The organism is Citrobacter sp. Awk 2, from assembly GCF_028069815.1.
GTDB lineage: Bacteria > Pseudomonadota > Gammaproteobacteria > Enterobacterales > Enterobacteriaceae > Citrobacter.
Map to the genome: position 1 here is coordinate 23645 of NZ_JANEWL010000024.1, position 26175 is coordinate 49819.

The following is a 26175-nucleotide window of genomic DNA, read 5'->3' on the forward strand; positions in this document are numbered from 1 at the left end:
GCTGTAATGCGTAACCGTCTGCTTTTTATTTTTTTAAGATAAAGATCAGGAACAAAGGATGAGGGAAAAGTGGGAACTTTAGCGAATTGATTTGGTTATACTTTTCAGAACAATGCTGACGAACACTTACGGTTCAGTCATTTACCCGTCCCGCTTTCGCTTATATACTCGTGACTTTGCTAACAGCAACCAGACGGATTTCATGTACCAACCTGTCGCTCTATTCATTGGCCTGCGTTATATGCGTGGGCGTGCAGCAGATCGCTTCGGTCGTTTCGTTTCCTGGCTCTCTACCATTGGCATTACTCTTGGGGTAATGGCGCTGGTCACGGTATTGTCGGTGATGAACGGTTTCGAGCGCGAGCTGCAAAATAACATCCTTGGTCTGATGCCTCAGGCTATTCTCTCGGCTGAGCAAGGCTCTCTTAACCCGCAGCAGTTGCCGGAAAAAGCCGTGGTATTGAACGGCGTCAACCGTGTTGCGCCGCTAACAACGGGCGATGTGGTCCTGCAGAGTGCGCGTAGCGTGGCAGTCGGGGTGATGCTGGGCATCGACCCGGCGCAAAAAGATCCGTTAACGCCGTATCTGGTCAATGTGAAGCAAACAGATCTCGAACCGGGTAAGTATAATGTCATCCTCGGTGAGCAGCTTGCCGGACAGTTAGGTGTGAATCGCGGCGATCAAATTCGCGTGATGGTGCCTTCTGCCAGCCAGTTTACGCCAATGGGACGCTTGCCGAGCCAGCGTTTGTTTACGGTGATTGGTACCTTTGCCGCCAATAGTGAAGTCGATGGTTATCAGATGTTGACCAACATCCAGGATGCGTCACGTCTGATGCGTTATCCGGCAGGCAATATCACCGGCTGGCGTCTGTGGCTAAATGAACCGCTCAAGGTTGATACGCTGAGTCAACAAACGTTACCGCAAGGCACCAAATGGCAGGACTGGCGCGAGCGTAAAGGTGAGCTGTTCCAGGCGGTGCGAATGGAAAAAAACATGATGGGGCTGTTGCTGAGCCTGATCGTGGCGGTAGCGGCGTTTAATATTATTACCTCGCTGGGTCTGATGGTAATGGAGAAGCAAGGGGAAGTGGCGATTTTACAAACGCAGGGGCTCACGCCGCGGCAAATAATGATGGTGTTTATGGTTCAGGGGGCCAGTGCCGGGATTATCGGCGCGCTGCTGGGGGCCGTGCTGGGCGCGTTGCTTGCCAGCCAACTGAACAACCTGATGCCGATTATCGGCGTGCTGCTGGACGGCGCCGCGTTGCCTGTCGCTATTGAGCCGTTGCAGGTGATCGTTATTGCACTGGTGGCAATGGCCATCGCACTGCTGTCTACGCTTTATCCTTCCTGGCGCGCTGCCGCCACTCAACCCGCTGAGGCTTTACGTTATGAATAAGATCCTGTTGCAATGCGACAACCTGTGCAAACGCTATCAGGAAGGCACGGTGCAGACTGATGTTCTGCACGATGTCAGTTTTTGCGTCGGCGAGGGTGAGATGATGGCGATTGTCGGCAGCTCAGGCTCCGGCAAAAGTACATTGCTTCATCTGCTCGGCGGGCTGGATACGCCGACTTCCGGCGACGTCATTTTTAGCGGTCAACCGATGAGCAAACTCTCGTCAGCGGCGAAAGCGGAACTGCGTAATCAGAAGCTCGGATTTATTTACCAGTTCCACCATTTGTTGCCAGACTTTACCGCGCTGGAAAACGTGGCGATGCCGCTACTGATTGGCAAGAAGAAGCCGGCTGAAATTACCGAGCGCGCACGTGACATGCTGAAAGCGGTTGGGTTGGATCACCGTGCCAGCCACCGTCCGTCCGAACTCTCAGGCGGCGAGCGTCAACGTGTGGCGATTGCCCGTGCGCTGGTGAATAACCCGCGTCTGGTGTTGGCAGATGAGCCAACAGGTAACCTTGATGCGCGTAACGCGGACAGTATTTTTGAGCTTCTGGGTGAGTTGAACCGTTCTCAGGGCACAGCATTTCTGGTTGTGACGCACGATCTGCAACTGGCGAAGCGCATGAGCCGCCAGCTTGAAATGCGCGATGGTCGCCTGACGGCCGAACTGAGCCTGATGGGAGCAGAGTAATGGCTTCGCCTTTATCGTTATTGATTGGGTTACGTTTTAGCCGTGGTCGGCGGCGCGGCGGTATGGTTTCGCTGATTTCCGTCATCTCCACCATCGGTATTGCATTAGGTGTGGCGGTATTGATTGTCGGTTTGAGCGCCATGAACGGTTTTGAGCGCGAGCTGAACAACCGTATTCTGGCGGTTGTGCCGCACGGTGAGATAGAAGCGGTGAACCAGCCGTGGAATAACTGGCAGGAAGCGCTGGTCAACGTGCAGAAGGTACCGGGTATTGTCGCTGCAGCGCCGTATATCAATTTCACCGGGCTGGTGGAGAGTGGGGCGAACTTGCGTGCCGTACAGGTAAAAGGCGTGGATCCGCAGCAGGAGCAACGTTTAAGTGCGCTACCGTCATTTGTGCAAAACCATGCCTGGGATAATTTCAAAGCGGGTGAGCAGCAGGTCATTATTGGCAAGGGGATTGCTGACGCGCTGAAGGTGAAGCAGGGGGATTGGGTGTCGATTATGATCCCCAATGCCAGCGCCGATCACAAGCTACAGCAGCCTAAACGTGTGCGTTTGCACGTTACCGGTATTCTGCAACTGAGCGGTCAGCTCGATCACAGCTTTGCCATGATCCCAATGGAAGACGCGCAGCAGTATCTGGATATGGGCTCCAGCGTTTCCGGGATTGCCCTGAAGGTCAACGATGTCTTTAACGCCAATAAGTTGGTCAGAGACGCCGGTGAAGTGACCAACAACTATGTCTACATTAAGAGCTGGATCGGTACTTACGGCTATATGTATCGCGATATCCAGATGATTCGCGCCATTATGTATCTGGCCATGGTGTTGGTGATTGGCGTTGCCTGTTTCAATATCGTTTCAACGTTAGTGATGGCGGTAAAAGACAAGAGCGGTGATATTGCGGTATTAAGAACGCTGGGGGCGAAAGACGGGCTGATCCGCGCCATCTTCGTCTGGTATGGACTGCTGGCGGGTCTGTTCGGTAGCCTGATAGGGGTGGTTATTGGTGTTGTTGTTTCTCTGCAGCTCACACCGATCATCAATGGTATTGAGGCGCTTATCGGCCATCAGTTCCTTTCGGGCGATATTTATTTTATTGACTTCCTGCCATCTGAATTGCATTGGCTGGATGTGATTTATGTGTTGGTGACAGCATTGTTGCTGAGTCTTTTGGCAAGTTGGTATCCGGCGCGTCGCGCCAGCAATATTGACCCTGCGAGAGTACTTAGCGGCCAATAACAACAAGATATACACTAAGGCATTCATGCTGTCTCAAGGCGGCAAGCCCGAAAATCACCAGACGCATAAACAACGATGTGACGGGGTGTGAGGGTGCAGCCAACGCAGAGGCAGCCTGAAGGAAGACGTGTATCAAGGAGCGGTGATGTATTACGGGTTTGACATTGGCGGAACAAAAATTGCGTTAGGCGTCTTCGATAATCACCGTCGGTTGCAGTGGGAGAAACGTGTCCCTACGCCACGCGACAGCTATGACGCTTTCCTTGATGCGGTGTGCGCTCTGGTGACAGAGGCGGACCAGCGCTTTGGCGTTAAGGGGTCAGTAGGGATTGGTATTCCGGGCATGCCCGAGACCGAAGACGGCACGCTGTATGCGGCTAACGTTCCTGCCGCCAGTGGCAAACCGCTGCGGGCCGATCTCAGCGCACGACTGGATCGCGATGTGCGTCTGGATAATGATGCCAACTGTTTTGCACTCTCCGAAGCCTGGGACGATGAGTTCACCCAGTATCCGTTAGTCATGGGCTTAATCCTCGGCACTGGTGTCGGTGGTGGCCTGGTGCTTAACGGAAAGTCTATCACTGGACGTAGCTATATTACCGGCGAGTTCGGCCATATCCGTTTGCCTGTTGATGCGTTGACGTTGATGGGATTTGATTTCCCACTGCGTCGATGCGGATGTGGTCAACTGGGGTGCATCGAAAGCTATCTTTCCGGTGGCGGATTTGCATGGTTGTACCAGCATTACTACCATCAACCTCTGGATGCCCGTGAAATTATCGCCCTCTGGGAGCAAGGCGATGAGCATGCGCGTGCGCATGTAGAGCGTTATCTGGATTTGCTGGCCGTTTGCCTGGGGAATATCCTGACTATCGTCGATCCAGATTTAGTGGTGATTGGCGGTGGCTTGTCGAACTTTACCGCTATTACGACGCAACTGGCGGATCGACTGCCACGTCATTTGCTGCCCGTTGCCCGTGTGCCGCGTATTGAGCAGGCACGACACGGTGATGCGGGTGGGATGCGCGGAGCCGCTTTCCTACATCTTACCGATTAATACAAAGAGGTTGTTATGCTGTCGCGTCGGGGTCATCGATTAAGCCGTTTTCGTAAAAATAAACGCCATTTGCGCGATCGCCTGCGTCAACGGATCTTTTTCAGAGACAGAGTGGTGCCTGAGCTGGTGGAAAAACCAAGGGTGTTAGTCCTGACTGGTGCGGGGATTTCTGCTGAATCAGGGATTCGTACTTTCCGTGCTGCAGATGGTCTTTGGGAAGAACATCGGGTTGAGGATGTGGCAACGCCGGAAGGATTTAGCCGTAATCCTGGATTGGTTCAGTCATTTTATAACGCCCGTCGTCACCAGTTGCAGCAGCCCGAAATTCAGCCAAACGCGGCGCATATCGCGTTGGCAAAACTCGAAGCCGAGCTGGGTGATCGCTTTCTACTGGTAACGCAAAATATCGATAATCTGCACGAACGTGCGGGTAGCCAGAACGTTATCCATATGCACGGCGAGCTCCTTAAGGTTCGCTGTTCGCAAAGCGGGCAGATTTTAGACTGGACAGGGGACGTCACGCCGGAAGACAAATGCCATTGCTGCCAGTTCCCAGCGCCACTGCGACCGCACGTTGTCTGGTTTGGTGAAATGCCTCTGGGGATGGATGAAATTTATATGGCACTGGCGATGGCAGATGTTTTCATTGCCATTGGCACGTCAGGACATGTTTATCCGGCCGCGGGGTTTGTCCACGAAGCGCGTTTGCATGGGGCGCATACGGTGGAGTTAAATCTTGAGCCAAGCCAGGTGGGTAGCGAGTTTGAAGAGAAGTATTACGGCCCGGCAAGCCAGGTGGTGCCTGAGTTTGTTGAGAAGTTATTAAAAGGGCTGTGAGCACGGATGGCGTAGGCCCGATAAGCGTCACGCCATCGGGCAGTGACGATACGCCGGATGCGACGCTGGCGCGTCTTATCCGGCCTACGAGGAGGGCAATTAGCGTCCTGCTTTCAGCTTCTGATAATACTCTTCATAGATAGCGCTGGCGGAACCGACATCGTTCTGCCATTCCCCTTTGTTGATGGTCTCCGCATCCGGGTAGAGCGTTTTATCGTTCGCCACTTCCGGGCTTAACAGCTTACGTGCCGCCAGGTTTGGCGTCGGGTAACCAATGGTTTCCGCGACTTCTTTCGCCACATCCGGGCGCAACAGGAAGTTAATTAGCTTCAGCGCACCTTCTTTGTTTTTAGCATTTGCCGGAATAGACAGGCTGTCCATCCAGAAAATACCCCCTTCTTTCGGCCAGACGACTTCCAGCGGTGTACCCGCCTGACGGGCCACGAACGCAGAACCGTTCCACACCATCCCCAGATTAACTTCGCCTTCCATATACGGATTAGCCGGGTTATCGGAGTTGAAGGCTGCAACGTTAGGCATTAGCTTCTTGAGCTCGTTATACGCGGCTTCAATCTCTTTCGGGTCGGTGGTATTCCCGGAGTATCCCAGCTTGCGCAGCGCCATCTGGAATACTTCGCGGGCATCATCCGTTAACAGCAGGCTGCCTTTGTATTCCGGTTTCCACAGGTCAGCCCAGCTGGTCACGGTTTTGGGATCAATGGCATCACTGTTAATACCAATGGCTGTCGCACCCCAGATATACGGGATTGAGTAGTCGTTGTTCGGGTCAAACGGCTTATTGAGCATTTCCGGATCGAGGTTGTGGAAGTTGGTTAACTTCGACTTATCGATCTTTTGGATCATGCCTTCCTTGCGCATTTTGTCGACGTAATAGGTGGAAGGCACCACCAGATCGTACGCACCGTCTTTGTAGGTTTTGAGCTTGGCGTACATGGTCTCATTCGACTCGTAGGTCGAATAGATGACCTTGATCCCGGTCTCTTTAGTGAACTGTTCCAGTAGCCCAGGCGGAACGTACTCGGTCCAGTTATAGAAATACAGCGTGTTGTTATCATCAGCGTGAGCGGCGCTCATGCCCAGTGCCAGAGCACCCGCCGCGAGCAGGTGGCGTGACCATTTTTTCATTTAACGTCCCCTGAATGAAGGGCCTCAACGGCCCTTGGTTTTATCACGTGCAATAAGCTGGCTGGCGATCACCATAACCAGCGACAGAACCAACAAAATGGTTGCCAGTGCGTTCACTTCTGGTGATACGCCGACTTTAACCATTGAGTAGATTTTTAATGGCAAAATTTCATAGCCGGGTCCGGTGACGAAGGACGAAACCACGACATCATCCATCGACAGCGTAAAGCTCAGCAACCAACCCGCAGCTACCGCAGGCATGGCCAATGGCAGAATGATTTTGCGCAGAATAGTCACTTCACTGGCACCCAGGTCTTTTGCTGCCTCAAGCATACGTACGTCGAAGCCTTTCAAACGTGAGTAGACCGTCACCACCACAAAAGGCAGGCAGAAGGTAATATGCGAAAACAGCAACGACCAGAAGCCCAACTGAATGCCAATCAGCATAAACAGCACCAGCAGCGAAATTGCCATCACGATATCCGGCGACATCATCACCACAAACAACATGCCGCTGACAAATGGCTTGCCACGAAAACGGTAACGATACAGAGCGACCGCAGTCAGTGAACCGATCAGTGTGGCAAAGGTCGCGGAGAGCACGGCCATCGTCAGTGAGTGCTGTGCCGCCTGCAGCAAACTGTCGTTGTTCATCAGCAGGCCGTACCATTTGGTGGTAAAGCCTTGCCAGTTAATGCCAAAGCGCGAGCTGTTAAAGGAGTTCACAATCAAAATGATGATTGGAATGTACAGGTACGCGTAGATAGCGGTCATAAAACCGCCGCGAAGCAGTCGACCGATCATTCGAGTTCTACCTTCTTGTTCAGCAAGCGGGAAGCGCGCCAGTAGATCAGCAGCATCAGCCCCATGACGATGGTCAGGGTAATACTGGTGGCGGCCCCAAACGGCCAGTCGCGGATGTTCAGGAACTGCACTTTAATCACATTACCAATCAGCAGGTTTTTCGCGCCGCCCATCAGGTCGGATACGTAAAACAGCCCCATGGCTGGCAGCATAACCAGCAAACATCCGGCAATAATTCCCGGCATTGTCAGCGGGATAATAATGCGGGTGAAGGTCTGAAGTTTGCTGGCACCCAGATCGCGCGCAGCTTCGAGTAACGGTTTATCCAGTTTCTCAATGCTGGAGTAGAGCGGCATCACCATAAATGGCAGCAGGATATACACCAGGCCAATAATGACCGCGCTGGGGGTAAACATAATGCGAATGGGCGTATCAATCACGCCGAGCCAGAGTAGAAACTCGTTGAGATAGCCTTTGGTACTGAGGAAAATTTTGAGTCCGTAGATGCGAATAAGCGAGTTGGTCCAGAACGGAACAATCAGGAGGAAGAGCAGCAGTGGACGCACTTTCTCCGGCAGCTTTACCAAAAACCAGGCAAACGGATAGCCGAGTACCAGACAGGCGAGTGTGGCAATCAGCGCCATATTGAGGGAGTGAACCAGCACCTCAAAATAGAGCGGATCGAGCAGGCGAGCATAGTTTTCCAGCGTAAAGACCATTTTGACGAAATTAGCGTCGTCACGGGTCAAAAAGCTGGTGCCGATGATCATCAGGTTGGGCAGAAAGACAAACAACACAAGCCAACCGACAATGGTGACGATCACCACACTCTGGAATTTACTTGTGTTCTTCATCAGCCAGTACGACCTCCCAGCTTTCTACCCAGTTAATCGCCATTTTCTGGTCGAGCGAGTGGTCGAAGTCAGGATCGTCTTCGTTGAAGAATTCGCTGACCATTACCATCTTGCCATTTTCCAGTTCAACAACGGACTCCAGTGTCATGCCTTTATAGTTACGTTCACGCACGTAACCGATAAGTCCTTCAATATGATTATCGTCGTTGATCTCGTCAACACGCAGATCTTCCGGACGCAACAGTACGTGTAGCTTCTGTCCGGGGACTACCGCGAAGTTCACGTAAATATTACACTCGCGACCTTCAACGTTAGCACGGACACGCTGTTCGTCCAGACGTTCAATGACCGTCGCGTTAAACATATTGATTTCACCGATGAACCCGGCGACGAACAGATTCTTCGGTTCTTCGTAGATTTCTCGCGGTGTGCCATCTTGCTCAATTTTGCCATCACGCATGACCACAATACGATCTGACATTGTCAGTGCTTCTTCCTGATCGTGGGTGACAAAAACAAAAGTGATACCGAGTTTACGCTGTAACGCTTTCAGTTCGTTCTGCATCTGCTTACGCAGTTTATAGTCCAGCGCAGAGAGAGACTCATCCAGCAGAAGCAAACGCGGTTTATTGACCACCGCACGGGCAATCGCCACGCGCTGCTGTTGGCCACCGGAGAGTTGATGCGGTTTTCGCTGAGCGAACTCTTCCAGTTGCACCATGCGCAGAGCTTCGGTGACGCGCGGAGGAATATCGGCTGCGGGGGTTTTTTGCATGCGTAAACCAAAGGCCACATTTTCAAAAACGGTCATGTGGGGGAATAGGGCATAACTTTGGAATACGGTATTCACGTAGCGGTTTTCCGCAGGAACGTGAGTGATGTCCTGGTTGTCCAGCATAATATGACCGGAATCAACCGTTTCCAGACCGGCAATCAGGCGAAGAACGGTTGTTTTACCGCAGCCAGAGGGGCCAAGTAGCGTGAGAAATTCGCCATTATTGATGGTCAAATCCAGGTTGGAAATCACCTCTTTGCCATCGAAACTCTTGCGAATTCCCGCTAGTTGCACCAGTGGAGAAAGCGAACGCGGTTGTTTATTCAATTTTTTACTCTGTCCCATGTAAACGCAACGGATGGCTGACCGATGCGGGGTTTGTGGTTAACCACCTTGATGACTCTTAATGAGGGCCGTTATTCTACGGCAAAGCGTTGTAATCGCCAATCCTTGTTGCGAATTACTGACTTAGCTTTATATTCAGAAGGATGTCATGGCGAAATATTCTCACTTGCGGGGATAAAAGTGACCTGACGCAATATTTGTCTTTTGTTGCTTATTGATAATGTTGTCACAAAAAGTGAGGGTGACTGCATGGATAAACTACTTGAGCGTTTTTTACACTACGTGTCGCTGGACACCCAATCAAAATCGGGCGTGCGGCAGGTACCCAGCACTGAAGGACAGTGGAAGTTATTGCAGTTGCTCAAGCAGCAACTCGAAGAGATGGGGCTGGTCAATATTACCTTGAGCGACAAGGGGACGTTGATGGCAACGTTGCCCGCAAACGTTGCCGGCAATATTCCCGCTATCGGTTTTATTTCCCATGTGGATACCTCACCGGATTTCAGTGGCAAAAACGTCAATCCGCAAATCGTTGAAAATTACCGTGGCGGCGATATTGCGCTCGGTATTGGCGATGAGGTTCTGTCGCCGGTAATGTTCCCGGTGCTGCATCAACTTCTGGGTCAGACGTTGATCACCACAGACGGCAAAACGCTGCTGGGTGCGGATGATAAAGCCGGTATTGCGGAAATTATGACCGCACTGGCCGTGTTGATACAAAAAGATATTCCACACGGTGATATCCGCGTGGCCTTTACGCCAGATGAAGAGGTCGGTAAAGGCGCGAAACATTTCGACGTTGCAGCATTTGACGCGAAGTGGGCCTATACCGTCGACGGTGGCGGTGTGGGCGAACTGGAGTTTGAAAACTTCAACGCAGCGTCGGTCAATATCAAGATCGTCGGTAACAATGTGCATCCGGGTACGGCAAAAGGGGTGATGGTGAACGCACTGTCGCTGGCGGCTCGCATCCATGCCGAAGTTCCTGCCGATGAAAGCCCGGAAGCGACGGAAGGCTATGAAGGTTTTTACCATCTGGCAAGCATGAAAGGTACGGTTGATCGGGCTGATATGCATTACATTATCCGCGATTTTGACCGTAAGCAGTTTGAAGCGCGTAAACGCAAAATCATGGATATCGCCAAAAAGGTCGGTAAAGGGTTACATCCGGACTGCTATATCGAGCTGGTGATTGAAGACAGCTATTACAATATGCGCGAGAAAGTGATCGAGCATCCGCATGTGCTGGATATCGCCCAGCAGGCAATGCGTGATTGTGACATCGAGCCGGATCTTAAACCCATTCGTGGTGGCACCGACGGCGCGCAACTGTCGTTCATGGGATTACCTTGCCCGAATCTGTTCACCGGTGGCTATAACTATCATGGTAAGCATGAGTTTGTGACACTGGAAGGCATGGAAAAAGCCGTACAGGTGATTGTGCGTATTGCGGAATTGACGGCGAAACAGTAGCCGCTTTTGCCGGTAGAGGCCGGATGGCGCTTCGCTTATCCGGCCTACGGGATACGATATTTGTAGGCCGGATAAGCGAAGCGCCATCCGGCGCACTCTCAATAGTTTATCCTTCGAAGAACCAGTATCCGCTATTCACCAGTGCGGCAAGCATGGCGAGGAAAGACGGATCTTCCAGCGCATCCTCAAAGTTTTCCGCTGTCAGCGCAATATGGCTGGCGAGTGCGTCCAGCGCCGGACGGTGCGGTGAGTCAATTTTCTCACCATTTACATAAACGTCATCGCCAATGCGCAGTACGCGCAACCCACCCAGACGGACCAGGACATCGCCTTGTTTCAGGGCATCATAGATTTCATCAGGCTGATAAGGCGGCTCAGGCGGAGCAACGTCCAGTTCATGACGCGACTGAGAGATAAACTCGCCAAACCACTGTTTAAAATGCTCCGGCTGGTTAATGAGCCCCAGCATCATTTCGCGCAGCTTGTCCATTTCCTGTGGCAGCACGTCTGCCGGATGGTCGCGCGGTGGCAGATCGGGATCACTGTAGTACGTGCTACCCAGTTCGCGTTGCAGAACGTAATCAGCAAATCCGCTGATCAGCTCCCGGGTATTCGGTGCGCGGAAACCGACCGAGTAGTTCATCGCGTTTTCCAATGCGTAGCCTTCGTGCGGGAATCCAGGTGGAATATACAGAATATCGCCCGGCTCCAACTCTTCATCAATGATGGCTTCAAACGGATCGACCTGGAGCAGGTCTGGGTGCGGACAATGCTGCTTCAACTGCAGTTTTTCACCCACACGCCAGCGACGGCGACCGGTTCCCTGGATGATGAACACATCATATTGATCCAGATGCGGGCCAACGCCACCGCCGGGTACCGAAAATGAGATCATCAAATCGTCAATGCGCCAGTCCGGCAATTCACGGAATGGCCGCATCAGCGCTGCGGTAGGTTCGTGCCAGTGGTTTACGGCCTGGACCAGCAGTGACCAGTTGTTTTCCCCAAGATGGTCATAGCTCTCGAAAGGACCGTGGCTAACCTGCCATTTGCCATCCTGGTGGCTGACCAACCGACTGTCGACTTCGCTTTCCATTGCCAGCCCAGCCAGTTCGTCAGGGGAGAGTGGGTCAATAAAGTTATTAAAGCCGCGTTTTAAGACCACCGGGCGTTTTTGCCAGTGACGTTCAAGAAAATCGGGCCAGTTAAGAGTGAGTTGGTATTCCATAATGAGCATCCCGCAGGCTGGTATCTGCAACCGATTATAACGGATACTTAACCGCAAGCGTGAAGTCAGTACATATTTATTACATATAAAGATTACTCGTCTTTTTGTCCCGGATGTTGGCGGCCGAAAATAACTTCCATGCGCGCTCCGCCCAGCAGACTGTCGCCAGCGATAATCTGCCCGTCATATTGCTCGGTGATCTCACGTGCGACGGCCAGGCCCACACCTTGCCCGGGGCGTAAGGTATCCACACGCTGACCACGGTCGAACACCACTTCACGTTTACTGCGTGGAATACCGGGGCCGTCATCCTCTACCACAATGTGCAGATGATCTTCCGTTAATTGCGCTGAGATCTCGACAAATTCCAGACAATATTTACAGGCGTTATCCAGGACGTTGCCCAGTACTTCGACGAAATCGTTCTGTTCACCCACAAAGCTTGTCTCAGGCGAAATATCGAGATTAATGTTAACCCCTTTACGCTGGTACACCTTGTTTAATGCAGAGGTCAGTTTATCCAGCAACGGTGCAACCGGATGCAATTCCCGGCTGAGAAGGGCGCTACTACCGCGCATGCTGGCACGATGCAGATAATAGCCAATTTGCTGAGAAATACGGCTGATTTGCTCCAGCATGACGGGTTCAGCATCGCTCACGCTCATTTTCTCATTACGCATCGAACGTAGTGTGCTTTGCAACACGGCCAACGGTGTTTTCAGGCTGTGGGTGAGATCCGTTAACGTGGTGCGGTATTTATCGTAGCGCTCACGTTCGCTCTTTAATAAGCGGTTGAGGTTGCGCACCAGACTAGTGAGTTCACGCGTGGTGGCAGGATTAAGCATCTCGCGATGATGCTCTTCAAGCTCACGGACTTCGCGCGCCAGTGATTCGATTGGTCTCAGACTCCACCAGGCTGCGACCCACAGCAGCGGGATAACCAACAGCAAATTGGCAACCAGCACATAAATAAACCAGCTCCAGACCATATATGAGCGTTTGAGCTCAATAGGAATGGTATCAACAACCACAATGGTCAGTTGTGGCATTCTGGCGGTGGCAGGGTAGATGTTCACTGCCACGGAGTGGGTCATTTCTGCGTTATCGTCATCTTCTCTGACTTCTCTTAGCTTCTGTTGCGCCGAATGATCTTCGCGTAGCAATGTGCTGGTGGCGTCGACATTGGCTTCAATCTCATGAAAACCATTTGTCTTTAGCCAGTCTGGTTGAATACGTTGTACCAGCCAGGGAACGTCGCGTTGGGCCCAGAGCAGTTTGCCGTTTTCATTATAAATCAGCGACATTGTGGGGCTTTGCATATCGAGATTTTCAGGTAGCTCGACATTGATTTTGCCGTTTTCCCATTTGGCCAGTGTATAGAACAGATTACTTTCGCCACGCAGCAGACGAAATGTTGTTTTATCAAAGCTGACGCTGTAGCCAACCAAAGCCACCATGCCGTAAGCCAGCGAGAGGACCAGTACAACGCCTGCGGTTGCCAGCAAAAAGCGCACCCGCAGTGATAACGGGAAAAAATGACGCAGTAATTTATTCATCAGCGCAGTTCAAAAAGATAACCCTGTCCACGTACCGTGGTGATCACATCGTCCGGATATTGCGCCTGAATTTTTTTGCGCAGACGTCCCATTAAGACATCAATGGTGTGACTTTCTCGCAGTTCAGCATCCGGGTAGAGTTGTAACATAAGCGAATCTTTACTAACGACTTTGCCGCTATTACGGATCAGCGTTTCCATAATGGTGTATTCGAACGCCGTAAGTTTAATCACTTCATCGTTCACGGACAGTTCGCGGCGAGAAAGATCCACCTGAAATGGCGGCAGCGAGATAATCTGCGAGGCCAGACCACTATTGCGACGCATCAGTGCCTGCATTCTTGCAGCCACTTCTTCAATGTGAAACGGTTTTGTGACGTAATCGTCTGCACCGGCGCTGAGCACTTCCACTTTGTCCTGCCAGCCTTCACGGGCGGTTAATACCAGAATGGGCAATGAAACATCATTGCTGCGCCAGCGGCGGATCAGCGACAGTCCGTCTTCATCGGGGAGCCCTAAATCGACGATCGCAATATCCGGCAGGTGTTCATTAAGAAAATAGTCTGCTTCCTTTGCATCTTCTGCATCATCCACCTGGTGGCCTAAATCCTGTAGCTGAACCTTAAGGTGGTGGCGTAATAATGCATTATCCTCAACAACCAGCACGCGCATCATTGTTTCTCCCTAAATTCATGGTACGAATAGTTTAACGCTGATTATGTATATTGTAAGCAGCGCTATGAAATTAAATAACTTTTTTCATGCTCCCTCGCCCGTAGGGGCGTCCTGGGGGCAGTGCTGTTGGCATCTGATTGTTCAGCATGTTGACCTGATCCTGGTTCATGTCGCCAATCCACTTGGAGTAAACCTCGTACACCATTCGCGCATCTTCATGTCCCATCTGACTCGCTATGAATGATGGGTTCGCTCCGGCCATCAACGTCCAGCAGGCATAGGTATGCCGTGACTGATAAGGATTCCTTTCGCGGATATTGGCAAGTTTAGTACCTCGCTTCCAGCCATAGGCAATCGAGTTCTTGGAGAAGTAACTGCCTTTTTTTGACGAATATGCTGTCGGTGAAAAAACGAAGCGAAGAGATTGCTGCTCAGTTTTTCCGATCTCCCGATGGTGAAATCGAATTTCTTGCTTCGGATTAGCGCCGGTGACTTCGTATTGTTCCTTCAGTGCATCCAGAGCAGGTTTAAGCAACGTTATCGTCCTTATTCCGGCATCTGTCTTAGGGGGTACAAATACTCGCTTATTCGTCAAACTTCTGGATACGTGGATTTCACCTTTTACCAAATCAATGTCTTCCCATGCCAGGGCGCATATCTCGCCCGGCCTCATCCCCGTATGTACGGCAACAATGATGATTAATGCCTGGCTACGGGGAAGGGCGGCTATCAGTGCCTGGTATTCATGAAGTAAAAGTGGGTCGGGATCATTTTTAGATAACTTGAGTCGCGACACTCCTTCATAAGGAGCATGCAATATAAACTGGCTTCGGTTTGCGAGCTTAAGCATTTCTGATAAAACTGCCATCTGTTTATTGACTGTTGAGGGCGCGCGGCCCTGCCTGGCCAGATTTGGCATTGCCGGGTTAATAATTGTCCCGGTCAATAACTCCTTTCGGTAATGCAAAATGTCGGCATGCTCAATATCTACCAGACGGGTATTTTCTCCGATTACACGTAGTAACGTATTTACGACCGAAGTAAGCGATAGCAGTGTTGCACCAGATACTTCTAAGGCTTTGGTGTCTATAAAAAAATCACTCAGCTCTTTAAACGTGGTGATTTTTTTGGTTGTGATAAACCTCTTAAGTGCTTTGGATTCCGGGAAGCGTTCCGCATAGTCGAACTTACCGAGCTGTATTTCGCTTGCTATGAGCGCGCGAAGATTTCCAGCTTTTTTGATGTTGCTGCTGGTCACCGTCCAGCCCCGAAGGACTTCGCGGCAACGTTTGCCGCGATAGATAAATGTGATCCGTATTTTTCCATTATGCAGCTCAACACCAGTTGGAAAGTCCATCATGCTTCCTGTACTAATTGGTTAATCTTTGGATAGTTGTACCAAAGCAGACCTTTAGAATTGTCAGTTTCTCCGAGAGCTGTCAGATGTTTGAAATGCACGCCTTCGATCCACAAATTCAACCGATAACTTTTAATTTGTCTTTCAGACAAGCCGGTCTTTTCTGTTAGTCGCGCTTCAACCATCCACTCTTCGCTGAAAATGAGTTGCGACATACATAACTCCGATGCCGCCAGCCACTACAGTACATGCTGCAGCTGGCGAATGTTGATAATCAAAAATCAGTAGTTGGTTTTGCCTTTTGTTTTCGGCACCGTTTTTTCTTGGGTCTTATGCTATTCGCTATAGCGCGCGGACGAACTGGCGCTCGCGTGAAAACATGTTCGCTTATGCGCCGCCGTTCTCCCATTCGCCATACATGCCAGGCCGTCCAGTCACATCCATCATCACAGACGTGCAGAGAGCGGATCAGGGCTTCATCGCCGGTTAAATTCACTGTCACAGCTCCGCCTCCGCACTTATAACCCCAGCGGCCAACACTGCGGCCATGTGAGGAAATTCGTCAAAATCGCCGCGGTATGCCGGGTTAGCACACATCCCCTGCAGAGCTGCGAGCGTTAGTTGCTGGCGGTAGGTGAGGGTCATCGGTTCAGGTTTTGGCGCAGATACAGTTTCTGGTTCCTTTTTCGGCTTAACGGTAACCACGGGAGGATCCATCACCACCGGTTTCGGTGGTTCCGGGCGACGATATTCCACGATCGCATCGAGGGCGATTTTCTGACGAACGGACACATCATCAGACCAGCCATCAAGAATTGTCGTTGCGACATCGTGAACTTCTTCATCGCTGAAATTGGGCGACAGACAAAATTCAGTGGTGGCGATATCGATGATCAACAGAGGAAGAACGTCAGCGATAATATGACCGGTGCATGCCACAACGCCTTCCGCTTCTTCTTTACCCATAATGTCAGTACGCCCGGAAAGCAGGTCGTTCAGCGCGTGGGAAATTTCAATTTCATGATCATCCAGAAGTGGCCGGTCGTCTTCCTGTTCGGTTACTTCCGTTTTTTCACCTTCATTTGAGGCGCTATTGGCAAATGCTACATCCAGTTCCCTGTCGAGTTCTGCAGCGCGAAACGGGCAGACTGCTGGTGGTAAATTTTCGTCCTGTAACGTCTGTTCGGTTTTACCATCAGATTTTGCTCCATCATTTTTTTGTGGCAGCGGGGCAGACGTACGGCCGCAGGCAATATCAATGACCAGTTGTGGTGGATTAACGCAGTCAAAACCCTCAATGCAGCTATCGATGTATTGGCGCAGTTCGCCAGGGTAAATATGAAGTTTTTCATCAGCGGTTTTGATGATGGCCACGATGGACGCCGGGTGATAATCATGAATACCCGGCGTACGTGAAAATGGCGCACACCAGTCATCAATCTCGACATCTTTACCGCACTGCATGGTATTGATGCGCATTTCAATGCCAACTGGAGGACTGCACACGTCGAAATCCATGGATCGGGATAATTTCCCCATGGCTGTGTGATAGCGAAGCCTGGTAGCAAGTTCGCTCATGCTCGGTTTTTTCTCATCGCGCTTTGCTGGCTCGCGTTTATCAGGAGGTGTATCAGCCCATTGGGTAAACAGGTTCTTATAGTCTGGCCATTTAGCATTGTCGCGCGCCCTCTGACGCACCCAGGCCAGGCATTCGGTCTGTTTTTCAGGAAGCATGGCAAGAATGCGGGGTTCTTTGGCAAGACCCTCTGCCTGTTCGCGTAAAGGGCTAAATTCATCATCATTCAGCATGTCGATTAACTGGCCATACTGAGAAGGGGTGATTTCATCAATGACACCAAACACCGCGAGGCAGTATGAGCGGGCCAGCACGTCCAGTTCTTTCACCGGTTTCATTTTTTCTTCTGTCGCGTCAGCATTAAGTTGTTCATTACCGTCAGCTAGCTCTGGTTCAACCATAACGCGCTCTGGTTCGCCTTTTTCAGCATTCCAGATAATGTCACCGGTGAAGAGGTCGGTATAGAACTGCCCTTCAACAGTACAGAACATTCCTTCCTCTGTTTCCCATACCTTGGGAGCAAAATAATCATCAGCATAATCTGGTGCGAACTGTATAAAATCCGCATGTAGTAATGTTTTTGCTATTGTTTTATTCTTAGCTTGTTTAAAAGCAACATAAACCGGAAGCGTACTGTCTTTTTCAAGCGCACTTTTTTTCGGTTCGAATCTCCCGCCAAAGTTCTTTAATCCAGTTGTCATAATAACCTCAATAATGTTTGTGTGAATGGCGCGCATTACTTCTGTTTAAATTGCAGCGCCGCGGTTCATGAATTTGTTTGTAGGAGATAGCATGCTCAAGGCTACAGAAATAAGCAGTCACTACTCTCTTATGCATTCTTTTTGTTGATTTATACATGGAGTCAGTAGAGCCCCATTTTTTGCAATACGGACAACACTCAAGTGTCACTTATCCTCCCTGCATTGCTGGCTATGGCATGACCATCATTAATGGATATAGTTAGCCCTGCCAGTTAAGGCATAAATAAAAACTCTTTTAATTGTTAGAAGTTATCGAAGGGGGTAAATAAAATGTCAGCGTAAAAACTCGCTAATATTAACCCTCTGGTCGTTAACTATTTGGATCATTACTTTGATGAAGCAAATATCCAGCACTGCCTCATCTTTATATTTTTGAACCCCAGTTATATCAGCCACAGCTTTTTTATATTCAGCTTCAGTTGTGCGCTGGGCAATATCTTCTCTGGTAAATTTAACCATTGGCACGCACCATCCTGAGTAGATGTTCAGTGTGATCGAGAGTAGATTTCTGTTGTTCGTACATCGCTTCGAGTTCAGCTGTCAGGCAGTCGCGAAGCGCAGGAGCGCTTAACTGATGAATAAAATTACTTACTGAGCTTTCCACATCAGGATCCCCGTTCGGTATTACTGGCAGTGAATTTCTCATAAATCCTCCGGTAAAAAAGGTGCCCATCGTGGGAGATGGGCAAATACCACGCGGCACACACAGCAATTAATCACATCTGCAAGCGCACTCCGCCTGTTTCATACCTGTCACCCAACTGGTAAGTGAAGGAGTGCGCTTGCATGTTGTTCCCTGAAAAAGCTGGCGGTGGCCGGATACATACGGGAAAACACCGGGCCGCCAGAACGGGTTCTACTTGTTATTGCTTTGGCCTGCTTTTAACCACATCAGGCGCGGTGGTATGCTGGAGTTCTCACACCGCCAGCAAGGAAACCTAATGAACAAGTTTTATGTTCACGTTCGTCTGTTTGAACCTACAGCAGAACAGACCAAAAAATTTGAAGAATTTATGCTTAACTTTCTGTACCAGAAAACAATCAAAGAGTCTGACGATAGCTGCTGTAGACTGATTCCAGAGGGATATATCCTTAAAAGCACAATGAACTGCCAACAAATCCTTGATCAAACATTTTCAATTGCTAACAGCGTCGGTGTTGACGCAAATATATTTGTCTGTAAATTTGAGCAAAGCGCATGCTTACTTCCGTCTGCTTCCTTAGTTGGCAACGATTTCGTTCATCACGATCTTACGCCTAAGCCCATCAAGCTCGATTCTTAAAGCTTTAACCATTGTGTCGTGATAAACACGGCTCACCCTCTCTCCATTGCATGGCAGAGGGGTGATCGTGTCAGCCATGAAATTCATGAACTTGGTTCGATCAGGGGTTTGCGCTACGCAATTATTTAATGCCTGTTTTGCTAACAAAATACGGGCCTCAGTGCCTGCATTTGGCTCGATCTGCTGCAAGCGTTTAGTGTCTTCCAGCAATGATGCGATCACATGTTTCAAATCCTGTTCATTCATCTTTTCCATCTCCTTTGAAATCATCTGCTAGCGAATCATCCCGGTTTTCATACGCCCCTGGCGGCTACTTCGTGGGCATCCTGCCTGTTCGCTGTTAAACCCATTAACGCCGGGTAGGCGGAACATTTTGATTCTGAGTAATCACTGCGTGTGGTTACTTGATGGGATGAACTTAGATTAACTTAAGCTTTCGATCAAGGTTTATTTTGTAGAAAAACCTAAGTTTTGAGGTGTCAAAACATAACTCATTGATTTTATGAGTTGAATTTTTTCGTTTATTTTACTCGGGCTTTTCTTTTTCTCTTCTCTGCCTCTAGCAGTTCTTGAAGGCGGATGCTGTTGTTTTCGTTACGGGCGCGTAACTCATTGAGGAAGCCAATCTGATCTGACTCGGGAAGTGAATCGAAGAGATCTAATAACTCTAATTGAATCTCAGTTAACTCTCTTTGCTCTTCTAATGGTACCGGCGCACCGGGAATTTGGGCTTCATCACCAAAGAGAAGCCATGCTGGTGCGCACTGCAGGCCTTTGCTAAGGGCAAACAGCCTCTTTCCCGCCGGTTGAGTTTCATCGCGTTCCCACTGAGAAATCGTGACGTGCGCAACCTTTACCAGTTTGCCCAAGGCAGCCTGGGAAAGGTTTAACTCTTTGCGTCGCCTTAAAAGACGAGTACCGAAGGTTTCTTTGTCCATATTAGGTAATTCTAAATTCTCTTGACTTAAATTTCTCTACGATCTACTTTCCTTAGGAAAACCTAAGGAGGAGTGATCGTGTTTAAAAAAGATGCAGTTAATTTTTTTGGAAGCAAATCAAAACTGGCAAAAGCTGCTGGTGTTGCTGCTTCATCGGTTTCTGTATGGGGCGAACTCGTACCAGAGAAAAATGCGATGAGACTGCAAATCGCTTCTGGTGGTGCCCTGCGATATGACCCTCAAGTCTATGACAAACATGCTAAAGCAAAACGGTCAGGGGAATTGAATGATGAAAATCAATGAGATCAAATTGCTGGCTATCGAGCTGGAAGAGTGGGCGATGAAGGATGGCAGGAAAGGGGGCTGGAAAAAGATAGTCCCGCTGATTACAGCGCATCACTACGGTGATTTGCTGGACAGCCTGGCAGATATCGTGGACCCGTCAGAGTATGCGCGCCGCCTGCATAACAACACGCAGATCATCCAACGGGCATTTCGAAATGACACGCCGAACTATCGTGGTCAGGCAGCTGCACTGGCGCCAGCAATCAGGGCTGCGATGGATGCAGAGCTGGCTGGTCAGCATGACTTACATAACCTGGTGGCCATTGCGAACCGCGAGTGCATCGAGGCGACCAGCGCGGTGCTGACTGGTAAGCCAATGCAGGTAATCCGCAAAGAAACGGCAGAGGCAATTCAGGCGCTGGCCGATCTCATTCCCGGCGTCAGCATCCAGTTCAATCAACTTGGTCCGCGCGCGGCGTAATAGGAGGCTCCCATGCTTGCCCAGGAATTTGTAGACCGCATGAAAAATGCGATGAAGCACAGAGTACCGGCGGAGACAGTCGATCGCAGCGCTGAACTGATTCCGGGGATGAAATACCGCAACGAACGCGGACGCATGGTGACGGTAATGAGAGTTTCTCATCTTCGGGTTATGTACCGATACGAAGGTTATCAGGACATCTGCGAGACAGGCCGGAGAGAGTTTGAACTCAAGTTCATGAAGGTGCAGTCATGACAGAGCGCACAGCAGGTACGGAGTTATGTGTGAGTAGAATTTTTGAGATTGTCCAGTCGATGTCCGGTCAGGGGAACAGCATCACGATCCCTTGTCCTTACCTGGATTTTTTCGCCGGTGACCGCCAGCAGCATTTACTCGCGGCGATTCTGAATCAACTGGTGTTCTGGTCTGGTAAATCCCACCTGGAAAATGGCTGGTTTTACAAAGAGCATGCGGTAATTGCCGCGGAAGTTCGTGCGTCCAGCGAGGACGTGATCCGCAAGGCGATAAGCAAAATAATCAGCCAGTATTTGCCCGGTGTTATCGAAGAGAAGAAACGCAAGGTAAACGGTACGCCGAAGATGCATTATCGCATCAATGAAGAGGCATTAATTGCCCTGATATTCCCGCCAGTTCTGGATTCGGCTCTTAAGTCGAATGGAAACGGCTCTCAAGCCGAAACCAAACGGCTCTTAAGCCGAATGGAAACGGCTCATAAGCCGAATCCTGGAAACGGCTCTCAAGCCGAATCTATTCTCTATACAGATCTTAAAACAGATAAATACATACAGATCTCTTCTTGTCCGGGAACTGCGTCCCCGGAAGCCGATTTATCCACAGGCGAAGAAAAAAAATCATCTTCTGAACATCAAAAAGGCAAATGGGGCACACCAGAGGATCACCAGTGCGCTGAGTGGATTTTTTCCCGCATCAAAAAACTCTACGAGAAGGCCGCCGAGACTGACGGCGAACTGTCACGCCCAAAAGATCCTAACTGGAATGCCTGGGCAAACGAAATACGCCTGATGCGCTGCATAGACGGGCGTACCCATCGCCAGATTTGCGATTTATTCAAACGCGTACAACGCGATCCGTTCTGGTGTCGCAACGTCCTGAGCCCTTCAAAGCTACGGGAAAAGTGGGATGAATTAATTATCCGCCTTGGCGGTAACACACAACCACGGGATGTTAACGCCATTTCAGTCCCGGACAACAGTATCCCTGAAGGTTTCAGGGGCTAAAAAATAACCTGGAGAATTTTATGGAAACCATTTTAGACGTACTGAAAGCGATGGAAAAAGCGACAGCCCGTGAAATTGCGGCGCGCATGAAAATTGAGCCGGCGGCGGTGATCGGGATGCTGCGTGAGCACGAAGAGCGTAACGAGGTTGTTCAGGCTAACGGGTACTGGAAAGTTGTCACCGAGGAAGTTAAATCACAGCCTAAAGAGATCAGTTCTGTCTGCAAAACACCGGCAAGCGTATCAGTCAGTGACGTCATCACATTACTGGCGGAACATGGACCACAGACATCCCTTGAGTTGGCAACACTGGCAGGTATTGAGTCCAAACGCGTGGCGCCAATGCTGACTCACCACATGACAAAAGGGCGGATTATCCGCGAAAAAGTGGGCAGCAAGTTTGTTTATTCGCTACCGGCCGCTGCTCCAGTGAAAAACAAAAGCTCAGCACCACAGCAACTGGAGACATCAACTCCACCGGTACCAGAAAAATCTGTCACTGAAATTGTCGAGGAAATTCCCGCTTTCGTCAGCCGTCCTGATGATCTGCTGATCCCAACGGTACGCGGTATCTCAAGTGAAATTCGCCGTACGAAAGCGAAGCTGGCCAACCTGGAAAAACTTCGTGAAGCCGTTCGCAGCATTCGCAAACACGGCGCGCTGATGCAGGAGCTGGTGCAATGAAACAGTCTGAGTTACCACGCTGTCCGACCTGCGGAAATATGCCCGAATACGCGCTAAAGCCTAACTATATGGGTTGGGTATGGGGTGGATTGAAATGCCCGTATGACCATTATCGCGTGAATTTGAATGGTCCAGCCGATAGCCGCGCACAGGCAGAGAAAAAGCTGGCGCCACAGTGGATTGAACTTGTCGAAAAAATAAACTAGGGAAAAACAGCATGAAACCAACCTACGAGGAACTAGAGAAAAAATGTGAATTGCAGCAATCAAAACTGGCTGCGATTAACGAGTTGATGAGTGTCGTGGAAAAGGCCAGTGATATTGCAAAAGCTGGTATCGAAGAGCTGCAATCACAAAACGCAGACATGGCAGTACAACTCGCTAACTCCGAGAGCAAGTGCAGGGCGCTGGCGGCTGAATTAAGCGCTGTAGATAAAATTCACAACGAAGCGGTATTCATCACAGACGACCATTACGAACAATGCCCATCAGAAGTGCAGAAGATGATTCGCTCACTGGCTGTATTGCAGATACCTGCTTACGACGCTTTCCTGGCTGAAGTGCGGGCGCAGGGTGTAGAGATGTTTGCTGCCAGCCTGAAGGTTGTCGGTGGTCATGAGCATCCATATTCAGCGGTGGCCAACGAGTTCGCCGCCCAACTTCGCAAAGGAGCCGTGCTATGAGCAACCGAATTCGCAATGCTCAAGTATTCGACGCTCGCACCGCGGAGTATCCGGTTGATATGTACATTCGCTGGATCATTGGTGGTGAACTTGATTTTGATGCCAATTATCAGCGCGGGTATGTATGGGGGCACGAAGAGCAGCAGGAATTCTTAAACGTAGTGATTTCTGGTTTTCCTATCGGTTCAGTGGCGCTGGCAAAGGCGCCTGACTGGTGTTCGCGTGAGCTTCCTTACATAGAAGTCGTTGACGGTAAGCAGCGCCTCACAACTCTGAAAAAATTCATCACCAATGAGATTCCAATCATCCTGGATGATGGTCCGCTTTACTGGCGAGACATGACTCGCGCGGAGCAACTGGCATTTGGTCGTCGCTCACTCCCCGCAATTGTGCTGGATGAAGTGATGTACAAGGACCGTCTCGCTTATTTCATGGCGGTGAACTTTACAGGCGTCCCTCAAAGCGAAGAACACAAGCGGTACGTAATACAACTTATGGAGGCAGCCCAATGACAGCACTCAACAAACAGGCGCTGCGCAGCAAATCGCGGGCAGCAAGTGCCGGAGAATGGATTAAAGAGTCTGGTGATGGCTGGGAGGCTATTTGCAGTTCTGACGACCAGGCCAACGGCAACTTCATCATCGCGCACTTTGAAGGTCCGGATGCGGAAGCAAACCGTGAGTTTTCGCAGGCTGCTAACCCTGACACCGTTCTGGCATTGCTGGATGCGCTGGAAGCCGCAGAGACGTGCATAGCAGAACTGTCTGCGAGCCACAGTAAATTGCGCGACACAATGGCGGGCATCCACAACACAATCCGAATAGATGGCGGATATACACCACTGGCAGCAATCCTTAACGCTGCTAAACGCGCACATGAAGAGTCAGCAATCGCCGTTGGCATTGGCGTGAAGGGGGAACGCCTGGGAGGAGCATGTGAATGAGTTGGCTCTTTTCGCAGGCGCTGGCGGGGGAATACTCGGCGGCTACCTCCTTGGCTGGAGAACAGTTTGCGCAGTTGAACGTGATGCCTACGCCGCACAAGTTCTCGCGCAACGACAAAATGATGGAATCCTCCGACCTTTCCCGATTTGGTCTGACGTGTGCAGTTTTGACGGGAAACCGTGGCGTGGAATTGTTGATGTCGTTTCTGGCGGGTTTCCATGCCAGGACATTAGCGCAAATGGTCATGGTGCCGGCATTGATGGACACCGTTCCGGACTGTGGTCAGAAATGGCTAGAATCGTCAGTGAAGTACGACCTGCATTTGTCTGCGTGGAAAACTCTCCACGACTCAGAGGAAAAGGTCTTGCCGTGGTCATTGGTGACCTTGCCGAAATGGGGTATGGCTGCAAGTGGTTCCGTCTTTCAGCATCGAACTGCGGAGCGCCCCATGAAAGAGACAGGATGTGGATTGTGGCCTACAGCGAAGGCAACGATCCGCGGAGACTGTCCAAGCGAGCGTCTGCGCAGAACTCCGGACTTGCCGAGTGCGATAAAGATGCGCCCATTACCAAATGGGTCACTGCCACGCCAGGATGGACAACTGAACCCGGAATGGGTCGAGTGGTTCATGGGATGGCCCATCGGGTGGACAGAATTAAAGCCCTTGGAAATGGACAAGTTCCGCGAGTGGCAGCTGCAGCATTCAGCGTGCTGCGTAGAAATAAATAATCAGGAGTATGCAGCATGACAACTAACAACCACCCGGCGCACGGTCCTGTATCACTCGATCGCCTGCACCATATACGCGAAATACTCAGCAAAGCATCAGCACAAAGCGACGGCGGTAATCTCGGCTACGCAATGGCTGATGCTGTGAAGGTGATTGCTGTAGTGATTGCCCGCGAACAGGTACGTCGTGAGCATGCAGTATGGTCAAAGGCTACTTTCGGCGATGTCGGTCCAGTTGGTCCGCTGAAGCACCTTTCCAAAGAAGCGCTCGAGGCGGCTGCTGAACCCGGCGATCTGAGCGAATGGGCTGACATGCAATTCCTGTTATGGGATGCGCAACGTCGTGCCGGTATCAGTGATGAGCAGATTACCAAGGCGATGGTAGAAAAGCTGGCAGTTAACAAACAACGTCAATGGCCTGAACCGAAAGACGGGGAGCAGCGCCTTCATATTAAAACTGAACAGCATCAGGGATAGAAGTGATGGAACCTCAACTGGAATATGCTACAAAGCGCATCGCCGAACTGGAAATCTTGCTGTTGGTGGATAGCAAAGACGTTGCTAGCATGCTTCAATAGACGAGATGTGGGGTGATGGTTATTAAAATGACTTATTTTGGCTGGTTAGTGGGTGAAAATGAATATTAAGACGCTCTTAATTAAGGCTTTATGTGGCACGTTAATCACATTGCTGGTACTTGCGGGTATCTTGAGTGTCTACATTTACGGTAAGGGTGCTGATGCTATTATCATCTGCATTGCGTTTTATGCCGTATTGATTGATTGGGCAAAAACAAGAGGGTGCTGGGAAAGAACTCGACTATTAAAATATTACGTGGTTCTTCTCTCACTGGCTGCAATAAATGCCTGGCAAGTTTTGAGCCACTTAGATGTGACTGGGGCGTATAACATAAAACTGGCTCTTCTCATCACGTTAGGTGTGGTTATAAAAATGACGTTTTTTTCTTTACTTCTTCTGCCGTGGAGAAATGAAAAGGCTGTGGTTCGGGTGATATAGAAGAGTTTCATAGAACTTTAGGGTTACATCATAGTAATCAATTTCTCTATTTAAACCCGCTACGGCGGGTTTTTCACTCTCTATTATATAT

Annotated in this window: 32 protein-coding genes and 1 pseudogene; 19 read left to right on the top strand and 14 right to left on the bottom strand. The window is 50.2% G+C overall.

The annotated features are described in order from the left end of the window. Positions 1-202 precede the first annotated feature (202 nt). The 5 genes from lolC to cobB all read left to right on the top strand — a co-directional run bounded on the left by lolC (position 203) and on the right by cobB (position 5234). Entirely contained in the window at positions 203-1402 is a 1200-nt protein-coding gene (gene lolC, locus NNO02_RS08835) for a lipoprotein-releasing ABC transporter permease subunit LolC (protein ID WP_137382949.1), read from the top strand. Further along, complete coding sequence (gene lolD, locus NNO02_RS08840; protein ID WP_003832278.1) at positions 1395-2096, top strand: lipoprotein-releasing ABC transporter ATP-binding protein LolD; 702 nt, start codon at positions 1395-1397, stop codon at positions 2094-2096. Before lolC ends, lolD begins: the two co-directional genes overlap by 8 nt. After that, a complete protein-coding gene (gene lolE / locus NNO02_RS08845) occupies positions 2096-3340 on the top strand; it encodes a lipoprotein-releasing ABC transporter permease subunit LolE (RefSeq protein ID WP_271454599.1) in 1245 nt (414 codons plus the stop codon). The genes lolD and lolE overlap by 1 nt, the downstream gene beginning before the upstream one ends. A gap of 145 nt (positions 3341-3485) precedes the next feature. Then, positions 3486-4397 carry an N-acetylglucosamine kinase gene (gene nagK, locus NNO02_RS08850; RefSeq protein ID WP_137382946.1) on the top strand — a complete coding sequence of 304 codons (912 nt, stop codon included), beginning with the start codon at positions 3486-3488 and terminating at the stop codon, positions 4395-4397. Positions 4398-4412: 15 nt separating this feature from the next. Then, on the top strand, positions 4413-5234 hold the full coding sequence (gene cobB, locus NNO02_RS08855; protein ID WP_040231971.1) for a Sir2 family NAD+-dependent deacetylase: 822 nt from the start codon (positions 4413-4415) through the stop codon (positions 5232-5234). Between the two features lie 99 nt (positions 5235-5333). On the opposite strand, the gene potD is transcribed toward cobB, so the two are convergent. The 4 genes from potD to potA are packed head-to-tail and all read right to left on the bottom strand — an operon-like array spanning position 5334 to position 9158. Next, positions 5334-6380 carry a spermidine/putrescine ABC transporter substrate-binding protein PotD gene (gene potD, locus NNO02_RS08860; protein ID WP_005121082.1) on the bottom strand — a complete coding sequence of 349 codons (1047 nt, stop codon included), beginning with the start codon at positions 6378-6380 and terminating at the stop codon, positions 5334-5336. 24 nt (positions 6381-6404) lie between these two features. After that, positions 6405-7184: a spermidine/putrescine ABC transporter permease PotC gene (gene potC, locus NNO02_RS08865; RefSeq protein WP_003030794.1), complete on the bottom strand. Its 780-nt coding sequence runs from the start codon at positions 7182-7184 to the stop codon at positions 6405-6407. After that, entirely contained in the window at positions 7181-8038 is an 858-nt protein-coding gene (potB, locus tag NNO02_RS08870; RefSeq protein WP_137382944.1) for a spermidine/putrescine ABC transporter permease PotB, read from the bottom strand. The genes potC and potB overlap by 4 nt, the downstream gene beginning before the upstream one ends. Further along, positions 8022-9158, bottom strand: a complete 1137-nt coding sequence (gene potA, locus NNO02_RS08875; protein ID WP_202038886.1) for a spermidine/putrescine ABC transporter ATP-binding protein PotA — start codon at positions 9156-9158, stop codon at positions 8022-8024. Before potA ends, potB begins: the two co-directional genes overlap by 17 nt. Positions 9159-9407: 249 nt before the next feature. On the opposite strand from potA, the gene pepT reads away from it, so the two are divergent. Then, a complete protein-coding gene (pepT, locus tag NNO02_RS08880) occupies positions 9408-10631 on the top strand; it encodes a peptidase T (protein WP_137382942.1) in 1224 nt (407 codons plus the stop codon). A 106-nt stretch (positions 10632-10737) separates the two neighbouring features. Here pepT and roxA read toward each other — a convergent pair whose 3' ends face one another. The 8 genes from roxA to NNO02_RS08920 form a co-directional block, all read right to left on the bottom strand. Continuing rightward, positions 10738-11859, bottom strand: a complete 1122-nt coding sequence (roxA, locus tag NNO02_RS08885; RefSeq protein ID WP_271454600.1) for a [50S ribosomal protein L16]-arginine 3-hydroxylase — start codon at positions 11857-11859, stop codon at positions 10738-10740. A gap of 92 nt (positions 11860-11951) precedes the next feature. Next, complete coding sequence (gene phoQ, locus NNO02_RS08890) at positions 11952-13415, bottom strand: two-component system sensor histidine kinase PhoQ (RefSeq protein WP_271440871.1); 1464 nt, start codon at positions 13413-13415, stop codon at positions 11952-11954. Next, positions 13415-14086, bottom strand: a complete 672-nt coding sequence (gene phoP, locus NNO02_RS08895; protein ID WP_137382962.1) for a two-component system response regulator PhoP — start codon at positions 14084-14086, stop codon at positions 13415-13417. The genes phoQ and phoP overlap by 1 nt, the downstream gene beginning before the upstream one ends. Positions 14087-14159: 73 nt before the next feature. Beyond that, entirely contained in the window at positions 14160-15446 is a 1287-nt protein-coding gene (locus NNO02_RS08900; protein ID WP_271454613.1) for a site-specific integrase, read from the bottom strand. Then, positions 15446-15661 (bottom strand): excisionase family protein, encoded by a 216-nt coding sequence (xisR, locus tag NNO02_RS08905; protein ID WP_003832298.1) that lies wholly within the window; start codon positions 15659-15661, stop codon positions 15446-15448. Before xisR ends, NNO02_RS08900 begins: the two co-directional genes overlap by 1 nt. Positions 15662-15944: 283 nt before the next feature. Beyond that, positions 15945-17513 (bottom strand): hypothetical protein, encoded by a 1569-nt coding sequence (locus tag NNO02_RS08910; RefSeq protein WP_271454601.1) that lies wholly within the window; start codon positions 17511-17513, stop codon positions 15945-15947. Between the two features lie 543 nt (positions 17514-18056). After that, complete coding sequence (locus NNO02_RS08915; RefSeq protein ID WP_271454602.1) at positions 18057-18242, bottom strand: hypothetical protein; 186 nt, start codon at positions 18240-18242, stop codon at positions 18057-18059. Further along, positions 18235-18429, bottom strand: a complete 195-nt coding sequence (locus tag NNO02_RS08920; RefSeq protein ID WP_271454603.1) for a hypothetical protein — start codon at positions 18427-18429, stop codon at positions 18235-18237. Before NNO02_RS08920 ends, NNO02_RS08915 begins: the two co-directional genes overlap by 8 nt. A 295-nt stretch (positions 18430-18724) precedes the next feature. Here NNO02_RS08920 and ymfI point away from each other — a divergent pair, with 295 nt between their 5' ends. Beyond that, positions 18725-19066, top strand: a complete 342-nt coding sequence (gene ymfI / locus NNO02_RS08925) for a YmfI family phage protein (protein ID WP_087052788.1) — start codon at positions 18725-18727, stop codon at positions 19064-19066. Here ymfI and NNO02_RS08930 read toward each other — a convergent pair. Beyond that, on the bottom strand, positions 19004-19312 hold the full coding sequence (locus NNO02_RS08930; protein ID WP_087052789.1) for a hypothetical protein: 309 nt from the start codon (positions 19310-19312) through the stop codon (positions 19004-19006). The genes ymfI and NNO02_RS08930 overlap by 63 nt on opposite strands. 275 nt (positions 19313-19587) lie before the next feature. After that, positions 19588-20004, bottom strand: coding sequence for a helix-turn-helix domain-containing protein (locus NNO02_RS08935; RefSeq protein WP_181626029.1), 417 nt, complete (start codon positions 20002-20004; stop codon positions 19588-19590). 78 nt (positions 20005-20082) lie between these two features. On the opposite strand from NNO02_RS08935, the gene NNO02_RS08940 reads away from it, so the two are divergent. The 12 genes and pseudogenes from NNO02_RS08940 to NNO02_RS08995 all read left to right on the top strand — a co-directional run bounded on the left by NNO02_RS08940 (position 20083) and on the right by NNO02_RS08995 (position 26084). Continuing rightward, entirely contained in the window at positions 20083-20307 is a 225-nt protein-coding gene (locus NNO02_RS08940) for a Cro/CI family transcriptional regulator (RefSeq protein ID WP_182270006.1), read from the top strand. After that, on the top strand, positions 20291-20770 hold the full coding sequence (locus NNO02_RS08945; RefSeq protein ID WP_271454604.1) for a toxin YdaT family protein: 480 nt from the start codon (positions 20291-20293) through the stop codon (positions 20768-20770). The genes NNO02_RS08940 and NNO02_RS08945 overlap by 17 nt, the downstream gene beginning before the upstream one ends. A gap of 12 nt (positions 20771-20782) precedes the next feature. Further along, complete coding sequence (locus tag NNO02_RS08950; protein ID WP_271454605.1) at positions 20783-21025, top strand: DUF4222 domain-containing protein; 243 nt, start codon at positions 20783-20785, stop codon at positions 21023-21025. Between the two features lie 29 nt (positions 21026-21054). Further along, the gene (locus NNO02_RS08955; RefSeq protein ID WP_271454606.1) at positions 21055-22029 is read left to right on the top strand and encodes a hypothetical protein; all 975 of its coding nucleotides are present in this window, start codon (positions 21055-21057) and stop codon (positions 22027-22029) included. Between the two features lie 20 nt (positions 22030-22049). Beyond that, on the top strand, positions 22050-22712 hold the full coding sequence (locus tag NNO02_RS08960) for a DUF1627 domain-containing protein (protein ID WP_333908927.1): 663 nt from the start codon (positions 22050-22052) through the stop codon (positions 22710-22712). After that, positions 22709-22918, top strand: coding sequence for a hypothetical protein (locus NNO02_RS08965; RefSeq protein ID WP_271454607.1), 210 nt, complete (start codon positions 22709-22711; stop codon positions 22916-22918). The genes NNO02_RS08960 and NNO02_RS08965 overlap by 4 nt, the downstream gene beginning before the upstream one ends. A gap of 11 nt (positions 22919-22929) precedes the next feature. Beyond that, the gene (locus NNO02_RS08970) at positions 22930-23394 is read left to right on the top strand and encodes a hypothetical protein (protein WP_271454608.1); all 465 of its coding nucleotides are present in this window, start codon (positions 22930-22932) and stop codon (positions 23392-23394) included. Beyond that, positions 23391-23906, top strand: a complete 516-nt coding sequence (locus NNO02_RS08975; protein ID WP_271454609.1) for a DUF262 domain-containing protein — start codon at positions 23391-23393, stop codon at positions 23904-23906. Before NNO02_RS08970 ends, NNO02_RS08975 begins: the two co-directional genes overlap by 4 nt. After that, on the top strand, positions 23903-24337 hold the full coding sequence (locus tag NNO02_RS08980) for an ead/Ea22-like family protein (protein WP_271454610.1): 435 nt from the start codon (positions 23903-23905) through the stop codon (positions 24335-24337). The genes NNO02_RS08975 and NNO02_RS08980 overlap by 4 nt, the downstream gene beginning before the upstream one ends. Continuing rightward, positions 24330-25067 carry a DNA cytosine methyltransferase gene (locus NNO02_RS08985; RefSeq protein ID WP_271454611.1) on the top strand — a complete coding sequence of 246 codons (738 nt, stop codon included), beginning with the start codon at positions 24330-24332 and terminating at the stop codon, positions 25065-25067. The genes NNO02_RS08980 and NNO02_RS08985 overlap by 8 nt, the downstream gene beginning before the upstream one ends. Before the next feature lie 171 nt (positions 25068-25238). Beyond that, positions 25239-25529, top strand: a pseudogene (locus NNO02_RS08990) (DUF550 domain-containing protein); the annotation flags it as partial. A 168-nt stretch (positions 25530-25697) separates the two neighbouring features. Continuing rightward, the gene (locus NNO02_RS08995; protein WP_271440856.1) at positions 25698-26084 is read left to right on the top strand and encodes a hypothetical protein; all 387 of its coding nucleotides are present in this window, start codon (positions 25698-25700) and stop codon (positions 26082-26084) included. The last annotated feature ends 91 nt before the right edge of the window (positions 26085-26175 follow it).